This window comes from Brachybacterium ginsengisoli (genome assembly GCF_002407065.1).
Taxonomy (GTDB): Bacteria; Actinomycetota; Actinomycetes; order Actinomycetales; family Dermabacteraceae; genus Brachybacterium; species Brachybacterium ginsengisoli.
In genome coordinates this window covers 1,123,020-1,139,265 of record NZ_CP023564.1, presented here as the reverse complement: position 1 = coordinate 1,139,265, position 16,246 = coordinate 1,123,020, and the positions used below count along the sequence as shown (strand labels likewise).

The following is a 16,246-nucleotide window of genomic DNA, read 5'->3' as shown; positions in this document are numbered from 1 at the left end:
AGTGTGCCACCGGTCACAGGGTCTGCCGGGGAGGCCGACGGGAGTGTTCGCACTTCTTCCGCGGCTCCCCCTCAGGAGCCGAAGCGGCGCTCCCGGCGGCAGAAGTCGCGCAGGGCGCGCAGCAGGTCGATGCGGCGGAACCCGGGCCAGTAGGTCTCGCAGAACCAGTACTCGGAATGCACGGACTGCCACAGCAGGAACCCCGAGAGCCGCTGCTCGCCGGAGGTGCGGATGATGAGGTCCGGATCGGGCTGGCCCCGGGTGTAGAGGTGCTCGGCGATGGAGTCCACGCTGATCGCCTCGGCGATGTCCGCGCCGGAGCGACCCTGGTCGGCGAGATCCCGCACCAGCTCGCGGACGGCGTCGACGATCTCCTCGCGGCCGCCGTAGCCGATGGCCACGTTGACGGTCAGCCGGGATTCCAGCGAGGCCCGCTCCTGGGCGCGCGAGATGTCTGCGCGCATCGACTCCGGGAGCGCCTCGGGGTTGCCGGTCAGCCGCACGCGGTAGCCGGCCTCGATGATCCCCTCGATGGTGCTGCCGATGATCCCGTACAGGGCGGCGAGCTCCTCGGGCGGGCGGCGGAGGTTGTCCGTGGACAGCATCCAGACGGTGACCAGCGGGATGTCGAGACCGTCGCACCAGGAGAGGAGCTCGAGGATCTTCGCGGCGCCGGCGCGATGCCCGTGCTCCGTGCTCTCCCCGGCTTCCTTCGCCCAGCGGCGGTTGCCGTCGACGATCACGCCGAGGTGCTGCGGGAGCGCGAAGCTCTCCAGCTCGCGGGCGAGCCGCCGTTCGTAGACGCGGTACAGAAGGCCGTCGTCGACCATCGCAGCCTCCCTCCCTCGTGCCGGTCACCACGGCGCCACGCTCCGAACCCTCGGGCCCGACGCGCTCCGCCGGATGCAGTGCGTCGCGGCCGACGTCGCCGTGCCGCTCCTCCCATTATCGATGACGCTCCCGCCCCGGCCTGACGATCAGAGCAAATCGACACCGGATCGGCACAGCACTCCCACCACTAACTTACGGCCGCGTAGGTTAGTGTCGCCCCATGAGTTCCGCACTCCCCCATGACACCGACCCGCGCCGCGGCGGGGACGCCGCACCGCAGGACGCCGCAGGGCACGACGGCCCCGACGGACGCGCAGCCCGCGCGGCCGCCGAGACCACCGGCGCGGTGGCGGAGAGCGGCGGCACCGCGCTGCCGGGCGACGACGACCTGCCCACCGCCGAGAACTTCCCCTTCGCCCCGCGCACCCTGACCCGTGCGATGGCGCGCAGGGCCACCCAGCTGGGCCTGCAGCTGCCCAAGCCCCGCCTGCGCGGCATGCTCCACCTCATCGCCTTCCCCACCACGCTGGTGATCGGGCTGCTGCTGGTGGCGGTCGGCGAGAGCCTGCCGATCCGCCTGGCGTGCGCGGTGTTCGTCCTCACCGCCTCGATGCTCTTCGGCATCAGCGCCGTCTACCACCGCGGCACCTGGACCCCGCAGCGGGCGATCATGCTGCGACGCTTCGACCACGCGAACATCTTCCTGATCATCGCCGGCACCTACACGCCGATCGCCGCCGCGCTGCTCGAGCCGCGCCCCGCCCGCACCTTGCTGCTCATCGCCTGGATCGGCGCCGCCCTCGGCGTGTGCTTCCGGCTGTTCTGGACCGGAGCGCCGCGCTGGATCTACGTGCCCGCGTACATCGCGCTGGGCTGGGTGGCCGTCTTCTACATGCCGCAGCTGCAGGCCTCCGGCGGCTGGGCCGTGGTCTGGCTGCTCGCGATCGGCGGCCTCGCCTACACCGCGGGGGCGGTCATGTACGCGCTCAAGCGACCCAACCCGTCACCGGCCTGGTTCGGCTTCCACGAGATCTTCCATGCCGGCACGCTGATCGGCTTCGGGTGTCACTTCGCCGCGGTCGCCGTCGCCGTCCTCTGAGGCCTGCGGCCGCAGGGCTGCAGCCGCAGGCATGCGCCCCGCTCAGCGCTGGTGGGCTGCGCCCCGCTCAGCGCTGGTCGTCGGAGGGCGAGTCGTCCGCACCGGCGGGCGTCGCGCCCGGGCCGGAGGAGTGGCCGTCCTCGTCCACCGGCTCCTCGAGCGTCGAGGCCTCGGCGGCCGACGGCGGCTCGACCGGGGTCTGCGGCGTCGTCTCGCCCTCGGCATCCTGCGCGTCCTCGTCGGCCGACGTCGACTCGTCGTCGCTCCCCTGCGCCGCGACCTCGCGCTCGCGGTCCTCGGCCGCCATCCGCTCGTGCACACGCGCCCGGGCCTGCACGCGCCGGGTGCGGCGGGTCATGTCGATCGCCAGCAGCACGACCGCCACGGCGAGCACGAACATCGCCAGGAAGCCCGGCAGCCCCGGTGAGACGGAGACGGAGTTGAACTCCCCGCCGTCGGAGGGGCTGGGGTCGGCCATCAGCTCGCCGAGGGCGAGGACGATTCCGGTGCCGTTCATGCCCGGGCCTCCACGGTCTCGTGGCGCAGCCCGGCGAACAGGTCGTCCTCGGGCAGCTTCACGCCGATGCGGGAGATGTGCAGCTCGTAGTCCTCGGTGCCCCAGGCGGAGATCTCGGCGTCATGGGTGATGCGGAAGAACGGTCCGTCGGGATCCACCTGGGTGGCGTGCGCGCGCAGGGCGTCATCGCGCACGGCGAGGAACTCCTTGACGTCGATCCGCGTGGTCAGCAGCCGATCCGTGGACTCGTCGAAGCGCTCCATCATCTGCTCGAGCTCCTCGTTCGGGGCCCCGGCATTGCGGAGATGACGGGCCACCGCGGAGAACCGCTGCCGATGGAAGCCGTTGATGTAGTAGAGCTTCGCGACCTCCCAGGGCTCCCCGAGCTCCGGGGCGAAGGCCGGATCCGCGGCGAGGTCGAACGCCGCGACGCTGATCCGGTGGGACTGGATGTGGTCGGGGTGCGGGTAGCCGCCGTTCTCGTCGTACGTGGTCATCACGTGCGGGCGCAGCCGACGCACCGCCTCGACCAGCGGGCGAGCCGCCTCCTCGACGGCGATCGTCGCAAAGCTTCCGGCCGGCAGCGGCGGCAGCGGATCGCCCTCGGGCAGGCCCGAGTCGATGAACCCCAGCCACTCGTGGTCCACGCCGAGGATCTCCTGGGCGCGCGCCATCTCCGCGCGCCGGATGGCGGGCAGCGTCTCGGCGGTCAGCGAGGGGTCGTCGAGCAGACGCGGGTTCAGCACGTCCCCGCGCTCTCCGCCGGTGCAGGTGATGACCGTGACCTGGACGCCTTCGCGCGCGTATCGCGCGGTCGTCCCGGCACCCTTGGACGACTCGTCGTCCGGGTGCGCGTGGACGGCCACCATCCGCAGGGTTTCGTCGGGGGTGGGCAGCTGGACGGTCACGGTTCTCCTCGGAGACGACGGGAGGGGCGGGGTCCCACGGTTCTGGTGCACGTCTCGCGCACGCGACGGGTCGGGACGCACCAGCGCCCGATCCTACGCCACCTGGAGGGCCAGCGGCTGGGAGGGAGGAGCGCCCGGCGGGAGGCTCCGTGACCCGTCTGACCGGCCGCTCGGAGGAATCTCCCGGGACCGATCTGGGAGACTGGCCCCATGAACGCTGCCAGTGATCGCCGCGCGGACCGCTATGGGGGTCCGCTCGTGGGCCGACGGACCTCGCGCGCGCTGATCGGCCTGGCCGCGGCGGTGTTCCTGGCCGTCGTGATCTTCGTGGGGGTCCAGGCCGGCAGCACACCGGTCCGCTCGGAGGTGCTCGCGTACAAGCACGTCGGGCACGACGCGATCGCCGTGGACTTCCGCGTGACGATGAAGCCGGGCCGCGAGGCGACCTGCTCGATCCAGGCCCTCAACGCGGGCCGTGCACAGGTCGGCTTCGTCGAGGAGGAGATCCCCGCGCAGAAGACCCGCATGAGCGACCACCACGTCGAGATCTCCACCCAGGGAGAGGCCGTCTCGGCGGAGATCGTGCGCTGCTCGATCCGCTGAGATGCCGAGCGTGCTTCCGCGCCCGTCGTCGGTCCCGTCGGCCGCGCGACGCGAGTTTCTCCGAACGCGAAATCCGCATCGCCTTCCCAGGAAAGCGATCCGCTCGGTGTAATGTGCTCCGGAACCGGCATTGCGCCGATTCATCATCACCCGCACACGGGGCGCATGAGGACATGTGCCCCGTGATTCGCGTTGTGGGGGGCTTTCGCTCCCCCGCGCACTATCCAGGACGACAGGAGTGAACCCATGAGCAGCCAGCCGAATGGCGCCTGGCTCACCCAGGACGCATATGACCGTCTCGCCAAGGAGCTCGCCGAGCTCGAGGGCCCGGGGCGCACCGAGATCGCCGAGCGCATCGCCGCGGCTCGCGACGAGGGCGACCTCAAGGAGAACGGCGGATATCACGCCGCGCGCGAGGAGCAGGGGAAGATGGAGGCCCGCATCGCGGATCTCCAGCGGCTCCTGAAGAACGCCGTGGTGGGCGAGGCGCCGAAGGATGACGGCGTCGTCGAGCCCGGCATGGTCGTGGTCATCTCGATGGCCGGCAAGGAGCGCACCTTCCTGCTGGGCAACCGCGAGATCGCCGACGGCGACGACGACCTCGAGGTGTACTCCTCGGAGTCGCCCCTGGGCAGCTCGATCCATGGCTCCAAGGTCGGCGACACCGTCGACTACACCGCCCCGAACGGGAAGTCCTTCCCGATCGAGATCCTCAAGGCCACGCCCTACAAGGCCTGAGCCCGCCGCCGCGTCTCGCGCGGCCGCCCACGAGAAGGGCCCCCGCCCACCGGCTGCTGCCGGGGCGGGGGCCCTTCTCGTCATGCCCTGCGTTCGCAGGGCGATGCGTCGCTCACGCGTCGTCCGAGCGCGGGGCGGGCGGCGGGACCTCGTCCGACGGGGGGACGTCGCCCTGCTCCTCGGTGCGGGGCGACGAAGCCTCGGCCGGGGCCTCGTCGACGGGGGCCGCCGACGGCGCCCCGGGGGACTCCGTGCCGACGGGAGCCGACGGCGGCTCCGCGGCGGCCTCGGCGGCGGGAGCCGCCGCGTCGTCGGTCGGTGCCGCTTCCGCTGCGTCGTCGGCCGACGCGACCGCTGTCGCTCCGCCGGCCGAACCGGCCGCGATCACCGCGGCCGGAGCCGCCGGCGCCGGCTCACGCTTTGCGGCGGACGCGGACGCCGCTGCACGCTCCGCCGTCTGCGCCTCGCTGCGGCGCTGGAGGGCGTCGAAGTGCTCGGCGCCGGCCGCGTCCAGGCCGAGCTCCGGGCTCGGATCCCTGCCCACGATGTACAGCATGGTGGCGTTGACGAAGGCGATGAGCGGGATGGAGAAGAGCGCACCGGCGATGCCGGCCACCATCGCGCCGCCGGCCACGCCGAGGAAGACCGCCAGCGGGTGCAGCTCGACGGCCTTGCCCATCAGGAAGGGCTGGAGCACGTTGCCCTCGATCTGCTGGACCGCGAGCACGATCACCAGCATGATCACCGCGCCCACCCAGCTGTGGAGCACGAGCACCAGCAACACCGCGATGGCGCCGGAGGCGATCGCACCGACCAGCGGGATGAAGGAGAACAGGAACACGAGCAGCCAGATCGGCACCGCGTAGGAGCCGAGGCCCAGGCCGATCATGCCGATCGCGATACCGGTGGCGTCCACCCCGGCGACCAGGATCTGGGTGCGGATGTACGCCGAGAGGGCCTTCCAGCCGCGGCGGAACGCCTCATGGGTGGGCACGCGGGCGGCCGGGGGCAGCAGGCCCACGACCCAGCGCCAGATGCCGGAGCCTCCGGAGAGGAGGAAGAACAGCGCGAAGAGGCAGATCAGGATGCCGGTGACGAGGTTGCCGAGCACCGCGGCGGTGCCCAGAGCGCCGGAGACCAGCTGGTCGGAGTTCTCCTGGAGCTTGTCCAGGCCCTCCTGGATCGCGCTGTCGACCATCGGCGCTTCGATCTTGAAGGTCGTGGTCGCCCAGTCGGTGAGCGACTGGAAGCCGGTGACGGCCTTGTCCTGGATGTCGGCGAACTGCGCGAAGAGCTGGCGCCCGGCGAGGGTGAACATTCCGGCGATCACCAGCAGCAGCCCCAGCAGCGCGATGCCGCTCGCGGCGGCCCGCCCCAGGAAGGTGTAGCGGGTGAGGACCTTCACCACCGGGGTGAGCAGAGCAGCCAGCAGGATCGCGATCAGCACCGGGACCACCAGGCCGGCGACCTGCAGGAGCCCCCACAGGAGCAGCGAGGCGGCGGCGACCACCACGATCAGCCGCCAGGACCAGGCCGCGGCGCGACGGACGCCGAGCGGGATCTCCTCGACCTCGGTGGCGAGGCCGGGGGCGCGCGGGGTGGGGCGCAGCTTCGACATGGGACTCCTTCCGTCCGAGCCCAGAGTGGCTCACGGGCATCCTAACCGTGCAGGCCCGGCCCTTACTGGGCCGATGACGCCAGAGGTCGACGAAGGTCGATCACTCCTCCACCGAGCGACGGTCTCACCGCCCGCACCCCGCGCACTAGCGTGATGCCATGCAGAGCGATCCCCAGGTCCCCACCTCCCCTCCTGTGTCGCCGGGCGGCACCCCTTCCGCGCCGGCTCCGCTCACTCAGCCGGTCGCGCAGTCCTCCCCCGCCGTCGGAGCCGCACAGCCGGTAGGAGGTGTCGCCGCGCCGGTGGCCGAGGGGGCCGCGGTCCCCGACCGCACCGCCCTCTCGATCCGCGGGCTGCGGAAGTCCTTCGACCGCACCGAGGTGGTCCACGGGATCTCGCTCGACGTGCCGCGCGGCTCCTTCTACGGGATCGTCGGCCCCAACGGCGCCGGCAAGACGACCACGCTGTCGATGGCGACCGGTCTGCTGCGGCCCGACGGCGGCACCGCGCACGTGCTCGGCCACGACATGTGGACGGAGCCCGGCGAGGCGAAGGCCCGTCTCGGCGTGCTCGCCGACGGCCTGCGCACCTTCGACCGGCTGACAGGGCGTGAGCTGCTCACCTACGTGGGGCTGGTGCGCGGCATGGAGCCGGCCATGGTCGAGGAGCGCATGGAGTCGCTGCTGAGCGCCCTGGATCTCGCGGATGAGGACGGCAAGCTGGTGGTCGACTACTCGGCCGGCATGACCAAGAAGATCCTGCTCGCCTCCGCCCTGCTGCACGCCCCGCGGCTGCTGGTGCTGGACGAGCCGCTCGAGGCCGTGGACCCGGTCTCCGCCCAGGTGATCCGGAAGATCCTCACCGCCTATGTCAGCGGCGGCGGCACCGTGGTGCTGTCCAGCCACGTGATGGAGCTCGTCGAGGGGCTGTGCAGCCACGTCGCGATCATCGCCCACGGCGAGCTGCTGGCCGACGGCACGCTCGACGAGGTCCGCCAGGGCGGATCGCTCGTGCAGACGTTCATCGACCTCGTGGGCGGCGGCGACGTCGCGGAGGGGAGCCTGTCGTGGTTGGAGTCCTGAGCACCGAGCACTCCCAGGTCGCCTCCGCCCAGGGCATCCACCACGGAGAGATCTCCCAGAAGTCGCTGATCCGGCTCCAGCTGGGGCTGAAGTGGACGCTGTGGAAGCGGTCCTACCGCAAGAACGTGGGCAAGCTGATCGGCACCATCATCGGCGCCCTCTATGCCCTGGGCGGGCTCGTGGGGCTGGTCTTCCTGCTCCTGGGCACCACGCTGTGGGCCGGCGAGGGCGAGACCTTCCCGTTGATCGTGCGGGGTCTCGGCGCGGTGACCGTGCTGCTGTGGTTCCTCATCCCCGTGCTCGCCTTCGGCGTCGACGACACCCTGGATCCGCGAGCCTTCGCCCTGTTCCCGCGCAGCGCGAGACAGCTGCAGCCCGGCATGTTCGCCGCGGCGGCGCTGAGCCTGCCCAGCGTGCTCACCCTGCTCGCGGTCGCGATCGTGACCGCCTTCGAGCTGCTGTGGCTGGTCCTGTTCGGGCAGGGTGCGGGGTGGATCGTCGTGGCGGCGGTGGCATTGATCCCCGCGAACCTCGCCGGCCTCGCCCTGTGCCTGCTGCTGCCGCGGGCCTGGTTCGCCCATTCAGCCTCGCGCAGCTCCTCCCGCAGCGGTCGTGAGCTCGGCGGGATCTTCGGATTCCTGGCGATGTTCGCGGCGATCTACGGGTTCTCCCTGGCGATGCAGGGCCTGGGCGATCTGGATCTCGACCTCGTGCGGGCCCTGCTCCCGCAGGTCGTCGGGGTTCTCGCATGGACGCCGTTCGGCGCGCTGTTCGCCGTGCCGATGGACCTCGCCGAGGGGCAGGTGCTCACCGCTCTGCTGCGGGCGCTGATCGGCGCGGCGACGATCATCCTGGTGTGGCGCTGGTGGCGGCGCTCGATCGACCTCTCGCTCACCTCGGCGCTGACCGGCGACTCCTCCTCCGGTGATGCGAAGGTCTCCCCGCTGGTGCCCCGCTGGGTGCGGCCCGGGCCGTTCGGCGCCGTGATGGGAAGGTCGCTGCGGTACTGGCGGCGGGATTCCCGGTACCTCGCGGCGCTCGGCATCTACCCGGTGATCGTGCTGTTCTTCGGTGCGATGGGATTCGTGCTGCCCGAGTCGCGGCCGATGATGCTGGGCATGGCGATCTTCATGTGCGGCATGAGCGGGATCAGCCTGTCCAACGAGATCGGCTTCGACGGCCCCGCCGGCTGGGTCAACCTGGTCACCGGCCTGCCCGCCCGGGCGAACCTGCTGGGTCGCATCGCCGCCCAGGCCGTGCTGATGGTGCCGGGAGTGGTCGTGGTGAGCGCCCTGATCCCGCTGCTGTTCGGGATGGCGGAGCTGGCGCCGATGGCGGTCATGATCAGCCTCGGGACGATGATCGGCGGCTGGGGCAGCTCGATGGCGCTGAGCGTGCTGCTGCCCTACCCGAGTTCGCCTCCGGGCACCAACCCCATGAAGGACAAGTCCGCCTCGAGCGCGAACGCCATGATCTCGATGACCGTGGCGATGCTCGCGATCATCGTGCCGATGATCCCGGCGATCGGTGTCGGGATCTGGGGCGCGGTCGTCGGCAGCCTCCTGCTGACCCTGCTCGCCGGGGCTCTCGCCCTGGCCGCCGGGGCGGTGGTGCTCCTGGTCGGTCTGCGGATCGCGGTGGTGCGTCTCGACGCCCGCTACCCGGATGCCTTCCAGAAGGTGCGCGATCACCTCTAGACGAGGGTGCGCTCAGGCAGGGCGCGCTCAGGCGAGCGTGCGCTCCATGACCAGGGCGTCGATGCGCCGGCCGCGGATCCGATAGTAGCCGCGGCGGCGGTCGATCTCCCGATACCCGGCGGCGGCGTAGACGGCGCGGGCGCGGGCGTTGTCCTCCCGCACCTCCAGGAGCATCCGCTCGGCCCCGCCGGCGACGGCCTGGGCCTCGCACCAGGTGAGCAGGGCGCGGCCCACGCCCTCGCCCTCGCGTCGGGTGCCGATGGTGTGCAGGTCCGCCAGGTCGCCGCCGAGCATGATGCCGGCGTACCCGATCAGGGCTCCGGCGGCGTCCTCGCCCTCGGCGGCGACCACGTAGCGACGGTCGGGGTGCTCGATCTCGGCGGCGAGCTGGAAGACGTTCCAGGCCTCGTCCGGGAACAGCTCGAGCTCGGCGAAGGCGATCTCCTCGACGTCCTCGATCGTCGCCGGACGCAGACCCCAGGGGCCCGTCGCGGAGTGGGCCGCTCCCCCGTCCGCCGCCTGGTCGCCAGGCTCCGCCATCTCAGCGTCCCAGGGCGCTCTTGCGCGCGGTGGGCTTGGCGGCGTCGGGCTCGCGCAGGTACATCGGCTCGGTGCTCGAGAGGTCCTCGCCGCGCGCGACGAGGGAGGCGGCCGCGAGCAGGAGGTGCCCGGCGTCGACGTGCACCAGCTCGGCGGTCGCGGGCAGCAGCTCGGGGTAGAGCCCGGTGCCGGAGCCGACCAGCAGGTCGCAGGCGGTGAGGTCCGCCGCCGCGTCGGCAGGGGTGTTCACGGCGGGCTCCGCGATCCGGGTGATCTCACCGGAGGCGTCGCGACGGTAGCGGGCGTGGTAGACCTCGCGGCGGCGGGCGTCGAGCGCGACGCCGACGGTGAGCGGGCCGTCCTGAGCGGGACCGGCCCCGGCGAGCGCCTGGTGGGCGAGGGCGTCCAGGGAGCTCAGCCCGTGCAGGGGGACGCCGAGCACCGCGGCGATGGAGCGGGCGGAGACCAGCCCTACCCGCAGTCCGGTGAACGGCCCGGGGCCACGGCCGACGACCACCCCGGTGAGCTCTCCGCGCTCGACCTCGGCGGCGCGCAGGGTCTCGTCGATCAGGTCCAGCAGCACCTCGTCGTGGTGACGGGAGCGGTCATCCGAGCGGACCTCCAGGATCTCGAGCGCGGACCCGGCCAGCTCCCCTCGGGCGACGGCGACGCTGACCGCCCCGGAGGTGTCGATTCCCAGCAGCATCAGCGGTTCTCCTCGGCAGGGGCGGTCTGATCATGGGCGATGTCGCCCCGGGCGTCGGATCCCTGCCCGGGCCCGGCGGTTCCGTCGGCAGCGGTGACCGCGGCCAGCGCGGCCTCCAGCTCCAGCACGGCCGGCTCGTCCCAGCGCGGTCCGCTGGGGGTCAGGTGGAGGGTGCGCGGCTCGTCGGGGTCCTGGGGGTCCTCGACCCGGTCGGGCCGGTCCAGCACCACGAGCAGCGCGGAGTCGGCCAGGTGCTCGACGCGGTCCCGTCCCCATTCCACGACGGTCACCGCACGGTCGAGATCCGCCTCCAGGTCGAGGTCGTCGATCGCGCCCTCTCCGCCGAGCCGGTAGGCGTCGACATGGACCAGGTCGGGGCCGTCGCCGAGGCTGGGGTGGACCCGCTCGATGACGAACGTCGGCGAGGCGACGGGACCGCGCACCCCGAGGCCCTCCCCGAGCCCCTGGGTGAAGGTGGTCTTCCCCGCGCCGAGGGGGCCGTCGAGCACCAGGAGGTCCCCGGCGCGCAGGGCTCCCGCGAGCGCCCGGGCCACGGCGCGGGTGCCCTCGGCGTCACGGGTGGAGACGGTCAGCGCGCTCATCAGCGCACCTCGCGGCTGACGCGGCCGGAGACGGAGGTGAGCACCTCGTAGGAGATGGTCCCGGCCGCCCGGGCCCAGTCCTCCGCGGTGGAGGCGGCGGGGCCGTTGGGGTCGCCGCCGGCGTCGCCGAAGACGAACACCTGGTCCCCGGCGCGGGCGTCCGAGTCCGGTCCCAGGTCGATGACGATCTGGTCCATGCTGATCCTTCCCACCTGTGGGGCCCGGTGATCCCCGGAGTCGGTGCGGACCACGAGATGGCACTGGTCGCTGGCGGCGCGGTGGAGGCCGTCGGCGTAGCCGATCGGCACCAGGCCCAGGCGGGTGCGGCGGTCGGTGCTGCGGATCCGGCCGTAGCCGATGCTGTGCCCCTCCCCCACCTCCTTGACCAGCGCGAGACGGCTGGTGAGGGTCATCGCCGGTCGCAGCGGCACGTCGGTGGGCACGGGCGGGTAGCCGTACATCGCGATGCCGGTGCGGACCAGGTCGCGGTGGAGGTCCGGCCGGGTGAGGGTCGCGGCGGAGTTCGCGAGGTGCTGCAGCGGGATCGGGCCCACCTCGTCGGCGAGCGCCGCGCACGCGGAGTCGTACAGCTCCACCTGCTGGTCGGTCGCCGGATCGTCAGGATCATCGGCGCTGGTCAGATGCGTCCAAGCGCCCGCCACCTGGATGTGCTCGTCCTCCCGCATCGCGGCGCCCATCTCGCGGATCTGCCAGGGCAGCACACCGTTGCGCCCCATGCCGGTGTCGATCTTCAGGTGCACGCGGGCGCGCCGTTCCGCCTGGCGGGCGGCCTCGCTGACCAGCGCAAGCATCTCCGGGGAGCCGACGGAGACGTCGACCCCCTGGGAGAGCACCTCCGGCAGCACGGTCCTCGCGGTGCGGGGCTCGAACAGCCAGGTGAGGATCTGGGCATCGAGGTCGGCACGGGCCAGCGCCAGGGCGCTCGCGGGGTGGGCGACCCCCAGCCAGGTGGCGCCGCCCTCGATCGCAGCGCGGGCGGCGGTGAGCATGCCGTGGCCGTAGCCGTCGGCCTTGACCACCGCCATCAGCGCCGTCTGCTCCTCGAGGAGCGTCCCCAGGGCGCGGGTGTTCTCGGTGATCGCCGACGGGTCGATCACCGCGCGGTTGGGCACGTGCCGAGGGTCCTCGGCAGGGATCGGGATGGTCATCGAGCTCCTCGGTTCACGGCAGGGCGGTCGCCAGGATAGTCCCGATCGCCTCCGGCAGATGCGCGGCGACGTCGAGGGCGACGAGCGGCTGCAGCCCGTCGCGGGAGGCGAGACGGCCGGCACGACCGTGCAGGATCGCGGCCAGGGCGGCGGCGTCGGGTCCGGGCAGACCGGCCGCCAGCAGGGTGCCCAGCACGCCGGCGAGCACGTCGCCGGTGCCCGCGGTGGCCAGCTGCGCGATCCCGTCGGCCTGGGCGCGCAGGGGTCCGCCGTCCCCCGGGGCGATGAGCGTGACGGCGCCCTTGAGCAGCACGGTCGCGCCCGTGACCTGCGCGAGCGCCGGGGCCAGCAGCGGTCCGGGCTGGTCCGGGTCGACGTCGAGGCGCGCGGCGAGGCGCTCGGCCTCGCCGCGATGCGGGGTGAGGACGGTGTCCGGGCCGAAGCGATGCTCGGCGGTGAGGATCCCGAGGGCGCCGGCGTCGATCACGCCGCGGGAGAGCGAGCCGGAGCCGTCGCGCAGGCAGTCGACACCGGCGGCGGTGCGGGGGTCGTCGGCCGGGAGTCCGGGGCCGACGACGAGCGCGTCGGTGCGACCGACGGCGGTGAGATCCACCGCATCGGGTCCGCCGAGGGCGCGCTCGGTGCGGTGCCCGACCACCTCCGGACGCTCGCGCAGCACGAGGTCCAGCACCGCCTGCGGGGCGAGGCAGCGCACCATCCCGGCACCGGCGCGGGCGGCGCCGGAGACGGCCAGCACGGCTGCTCCCGGGTACTGCTCGCTGCCGGCGGCGAGCGCGACGACGCCGCGGGTGTACTTGCTGGAGTCCCGCTCGGGGCGGGGGTACAGCTCTCGGGCGTCGGAGTCCTCGAGGCGGAGCACAGTCGGGGCGGCGTGCAGGTGGGGTCCCAGGCCGATGTCCACCAGGTGCACTCTCCCGCTGCGCTCGGCGCCGCCCGGCAGCAGCAGGCCGGCCTTCTGCGCGCCGAAGGTGACCGTCTCGCTCACGAGGAGCGCCTCCAGGGCGGCTTCCCCGGTGGTGGCATCGACGAAGCTCGGCAGGTCGACGGCGATCACGGGCACGCCGCTGCCGTTCACCACGGCCAGCAGCGGGGCGAGGTCCGTGGGCACTTCGGGTCGGCCGCCGATCCCGAGCATCGCGTCCAGCACCAGCTCGGTGGCGGCCAGCTGCTCCTCGAGCATGCCGGGGGCGGTGTCGGCGAGCGCGGTGATCGTTCCGCCGGCCGCGCGCAGGGCGGCGGCCCCCTCCTCGTGCAGGCTCCGCGCGGTCGCGATCGCGTCGGCGCTGATCCCCCGGCGTCGCAGCAGGGCGGCGGCATGGAGTCCGTCGCCGCCGTTGGCTCCGGCACCGGCGAGGATCAGCACGCGCGCGGCGCCGGTGCGACCGTCCTCCGCGGCGGCGCCGAGCCGGTGGGCGACGTGGTCGGCCAGGGCCTGCGCGGCACGGTGCATGAGCGGCTCGCCGGCGGCGAGCAGCGGGGCCTCGGCGTCCCGGACCGCCTGGGCGGAGTAGCCGCGGATCACGGCGCCTGCTCCCCCGGCACGGTGCCGTGCTCCAGGCGGTCGACGGGAGCAGGACGTCCACCGATCGTGGACATCCGGGCGCGCTCGGCGATGACGATCGCGGTGGCGATGTCGCCGTCGTGCGAGAGGGAGAGGTGCAGGTGCGCGACCGACTGCGCCTCGGCGGCCCGCAGCGTCGCGCCGCGCAGGCGGACGTAGGGGCGGCTCCCCCGCGTGCGCTCGACGGTGACGTCCTGCCAGGAGAAGTCACCGGGAGCGCCGAGCGCCTTGCCGACGGCCTCCTTCGCGGCGACCCGGGCGGCGCGGGAGGCGGCCGAGAGGTCCCGCTCCGACGGGGTCAGCAGCCGATCGAGCAGAGCCGGGGTGCGCTCCAGCATCGCGGTCAGGCGGGAGATGCCCACCACGTCGATGCCGACGCCCACGACCGTGCCGTCGTCACGAGGCGCGAACGCCCGGCCCCCGAAGTCAACGGTGGGGCCGGGCGTCGGCGCTGGGGTCTCGAAGGTGCTCACCCGGGCAGTATCACACCCGCGGCTGGACCCCTGGAGACGGACAGGTCAGAGCAGCGTCACTCGACGGTGACGGACTTGGCGAGGTTGCGGGGCTGATCCACGTCCAGGCCCTTCGCCGTCGCCAGCTCGCAGGAGAAGATCTGCAGCGGGATCACGGTCAGCAGCGCCGCGAACAGGGTGCGGGTGGCGGGCACCCGGATCACCTCGTCGGCGTAGGGCAGCACGGCGTCGTCGCCCTCCTCGGCGATCACCAGAGTGCGGGCGCCGCGGGCGCGCACCTCCTGGATGTTGGAGACGACCTTGGAGTGCAGGGAGTGGCGGCCGTTCGGGGAGGGGACGATGACGAACACCGGCTGCCCCTCCTCGACCAGGGCGATCGGGCCGTGCTTGAGCTCGCCGGCGGCGAAGCCCTCGGCGTGGATGTAGGCGATCTCCTTGAGCTTGAGCGCGCCCTCCATCGCGGTGGGGTAGCCCACGTGACGGCCCAGGAACAGCACGCTGGAGACGTCCTTCATGTCCTGCGCGAGCTTCTCGACCTGCCCCGAGGCGTCCAGCACCTGCTGGATGTGCTCCGGGATCCGCTCGAGATCCTCCATCAGCGCCGAGATCTCGTCGGGGTAGAGGTTGCCGCGGGTCTGCGCGAGGAAGAGGCCCAGCAGGTAGCAGGCGGTGATCTGGCCGAGGTACGCCTTGGTCGAGGCGACCGCGATCTCGGGGCCGACGTGCAGGTACAGCGCCGCATCGGACTCGCGCGGGATGGTGGAGCCGCGGGTGTTGCAGATCGCGATGACCTTCGCGCCCTGCTCGCGGGCGTGGCGCACGGCCATCAGGGTGTCCATGGTCTCACCGGACTGCGAGATGGCGACGACCAGGGTCTTCTCGGTGACGACCGGGTCGCGGTAGCGGAACTCGTGGGCGAGCTCGACCTCGGTGGGGATGCGGCACCAGTGCTCGATCGCGTACTTCGCGACCTCGCCGGCGTTGGCCGCGGTGCCGCAAGCGACGACCACGATCTTGTCGACGCTGCGCAGCACGGAGGGATCGATGTCCATCTCGTCCAGCTGCAGGGAGCCGTCGTCGAGGCGGCCGCGCAGCGTGTCGGCGACGGCGCTGGCCTGCTCGTGGATCTCCTTGGCCATGAAGGAGTCGTAGCCGCCCTTCTGCGCGGCCGCGGCGTCCCACTCGATGGTGTAGCGCTTGGCGTCGGTGACCTCGGCGCCGTCGAAGTCGATGATCGACACGGCGTCCGCGGTGACGGTCACGACCTGGTCCTGGCCGATCTCGAGCGCCTCCTTGGTGGAGTCGACGAAGGCGGCGACGTCGGAGCCGAGGAAGTTCTCGCCGTCGCCGAGGCCCACGACCAGCGGGGAGTTGCGGCGCGCGGCGACCACGGTGCCGGGAGTGTCGCGGTGGACGGCGAGGAGGGTGAAGGCGCCCTCGAGGGACGCGGCGGCGCGGCGCATCGCCTCGGTGAGGTCGCCGGCCTGCTCCATCTCGCGGGCGACCAGGTGCGCGGCGGCCTCGGAGTCGGTCTCGGAGGTGAAGGAGTATCCCTGGCCCTCGAGCTCGGCGCGGAGGGTCGCGAAGTTCTCGATGATGCCGTTGTGCACCACGGCCAGCTCGCCGTCGCGGCCGCCGAGGTGGGGGTGGGCGTTGAGGTCGTTGGGGGCGCCGTGGGTGGCCCAGCGGGTGTGCGCGATCGAGACCTGGCCGCTGCTGTCCGAGGCGCCGTCGAGGGCCTCGCGGAGGTTCTTGAGCTTGCCGGCGCGCTTGGTGACGCGCACATCGCCGCCGTCGATCACGGCGACTCCCGCGGAGTCATAGCCGCGGTACTCGAGGCGGGCGAGGCCCTGCAGGGCGACGTCCACGGGACGGGAGGAGGGTGCTGCGGCCTGAGGGCCTGCGTATCCGACGATTCCACACATGGTCCTCACGCTAACGATCCCTCGCGCGCAGGAAAGCTCCCGACCCGGAACGGGGCGAGTCCTTCCTCACCTCGGGCACCCTCCTCGCGCACCCCTGGTCGGCCTCGCGCACGAGTGATCAGAAATGAGCAGGACCGTCTGCCCGCCACGGCGCGG

General features: G+C 72.6%; 16 protein-coding genes. 5 read left to right on the top strand and 11 right to left on the bottom strand.

What is annotated here, in order from left to right; genetic code table 11:
* Positions 1–71 precede the first annotated feature (71 nt).
* The gene (locus CFK41_RS04985; protein ID WP_096798677.1) at positions 72–830 is read right to left on the bottom strand and encodes an isoprenyl transferase; all 759 of its coding nucleotides are present in this window, start codon (positions 828–830) and stop codon (positions 72–74) included.
* A 221-nt stretch (positions 831–1,051) separates the two neighbouring features.
* Here CFK41_RS04985 and trhA point away from each other — a divergent pair, with 221 nt between their 5' ends.
* A complete protein-coding gene (gene trhA / locus CFK41_RS04980; RefSeq protein ID WP_227873209.1) occupies positions 1,052–1,930 on the top strand; it encodes a PAQR family membrane homeostasis protein TrhA in 879 nt (292 codons plus the stop codon).
* Positions 1,931–1,997: 67 nt separating this feature from the next.
* On the opposite strand, the gene CFK41_RS18035 is transcribed toward trhA, so the two are convergent.
* Both CFK41_RS18035 and mca read right to left on the bottom strand, forming a co-directional pair.
* On the bottom strand, positions 1,998–2,447 hold the full coding sequence (locus tag CFK41_RS18035; RefSeq protein ID WP_174705959.1) for a hypothetical protein: 450 nt from the start codon (positions 2,445–2,447) through the stop codon (positions 1,998–2,000).
* On the bottom strand, positions 2,444–3,355 hold the full coding sequence (gene mca / locus CFK41_RS04970) for a mycothiol conjugate amidase Mca (RefSeq protein WP_096798676.1): 912 nt from the start codon (positions 3,353–3,355) through the stop codon (positions 2,444–2,446). Before mca ends, CFK41_RS18035 begins: the two co-directional genes overlap by 4 nt.
* A gap of 210 nt (positions 3,356–3,565) precedes the next feature.
* On the opposite strand from mca, the gene CFK41_RS04965 reads away from it, so the two are divergent.
* Together CFK41_RS04965 and greA are read left to right on the top strand one after the other, a co-directional pair.
* Positions 3,566–3,958: a DUF4307 domain-containing protein gene (locus CFK41_RS04965; protein ID WP_096798675.1), complete on the top strand. Its 393-nt coding sequence runs from the start codon at positions 3,566–3,568 to the stop codon at positions 3,956–3,958.
* 246 nt (positions 3,959–4,204) lie between these two features.
* Complete coding sequence (greA, locus tag CFK41_RS04960; protein WP_096798674.1) at positions 4,205–4,696, top strand: transcription elongation factor GreA; 492 nt, start codon at positions 4,205–4,207, stop codon at positions 4,694–4,696.
* 112 nt (positions 4,697–4,808) lie between these two features.
* Here greA and CFK41_RS04955 read toward each other — a convergent pair whose 3' ends face one another.
* Positions 4,809–6,314 (bottom strand): AI-2E family transporter, encoded by a 1,506-nt coding sequence (locus CFK41_RS04955; RefSeq protein ID WP_096798673.1) that lies wholly within the window; start codon positions 6,312–6,314, stop codon positions 4,809–4,811.
* 158 nt (positions 6,315–6,472) lie between these two features.
* On the opposite strand from CFK41_RS04955, the gene CFK41_RS04950 reads away from it, so the two are divergent.
* Positions 6,473–7,396, top strand: a complete 924-nt coding sequence (locus tag CFK41_RS04950; protein ID WP_227873208.1) for an ABC transporter ATP-binding protein — start codon at positions 6,473–6,475, stop codon at positions 7,394–7,396.
* A complete protein-coding gene (locus CFK41_RS04945) occupies positions 7,381–9,093 on the top strand; it encodes a hypothetical protein (protein WP_096798672.1) in 1,713 nt (570 codons plus the stop codon). The genes CFK41_RS04950 and CFK41_RS04945 overlap by 16 nt, the downstream gene beginning before the upstream one ends.
* 27 nt (positions 9,094–9,120) lie before the next feature.
* Here the strand turns inward: CFK41_RS04945 and CFK41_RS04940 are convergent, their stop codons facing one another.
* Genes CFK41_RS04940 through glmS form a run of 7 tightly spaced genes read right to left on the bottom strand, consistent with a single transcriptional unit; the run spans position 9,121 to position 16,090 of the window.
* A complete protein-coding gene (locus CFK41_RS04940) occupies positions 9,121–9,633 on the bottom strand; it encodes a GNAT family N-acetyltransferase (RefSeq protein ID WP_096798671.1) in 513 nt (170 codons plus the stop codon).
* Position 9,634: 1 nt separating this feature from the next.
* Positions 9,635–10,339, bottom strand: coding sequence for a tRNA (adenosine(37)-N6)-threonylcarbamoyltransferase complex dimerization subunit type 1 TsaB (gene tsaB / locus CFK41_RS04935; RefSeq protein WP_096798670.1), 705 nt, complete (start codon positions 10,337–10,339; stop codon positions 9,635–9,637).
* On the bottom strand, positions 10,339–10,941 hold the full coding sequence (gene tsaE, locus CFK41_RS04930; protein ID WP_096798669.1) for a tRNA (adenosine(37)-N6)-threonylcarbamoyltransferase complex ATPase subunit type 1 TsaE: 603 nt from the start codon (positions 10,939–10,941) through the stop codon (positions 10,339–10,341). Before tsaE ends, tsaB begins: the two co-directional genes overlap by 1 nt.
* On the bottom strand, positions 10,941–12,110 hold the full coding sequence (gene alr, locus CFK41_RS04925) for an alanine racemase (RefSeq protein WP_096798668.1): 1,170 nt from the start codon (positions 12,108–12,110) through the stop codon (positions 10,941–10,943). Before alr ends, tsaE begins: the two co-directional genes overlap by 1 nt.
* A gap of 13 nt (positions 12,111–12,123) precedes the next feature.
* Positions 12,124–13,653 (bottom strand): NAD(P)H-hydrate dehydratase, encoded by a 1,530-nt coding sequence (locus CFK41_RS04920; RefSeq protein ID WP_096798667.1) that lies wholly within the window; start codon positions 13,651–13,653, stop codon positions 12,124–12,126.
* Complete coding sequence (locus tag CFK41_RS04915; RefSeq protein ID WP_096798666.1) at positions 13,650–14,165, bottom strand: holo-ACP synthase; 516 nt, start codon at positions 14,163–14,165, stop codon at positions 13,650–13,652. The genes CFK41_RS04920 and CFK41_RS04915 overlap by 4 nt, the downstream gene beginning before the upstream one ends.
* Before the next feature lie 56 nt (positions 14,166–14,221).
* Entirely contained in the window at positions 14,222–16,090 is a 1,869-nt protein-coding gene (glmS, locus tag CFK41_RS04910) for a glutamine--fructose-6-phosphate transaminase (isomerizing) (RefSeq protein WP_096798665.1), read from the bottom strand.
* Positions 16,091–16,246: the final 156 nt, after the last annotated feature.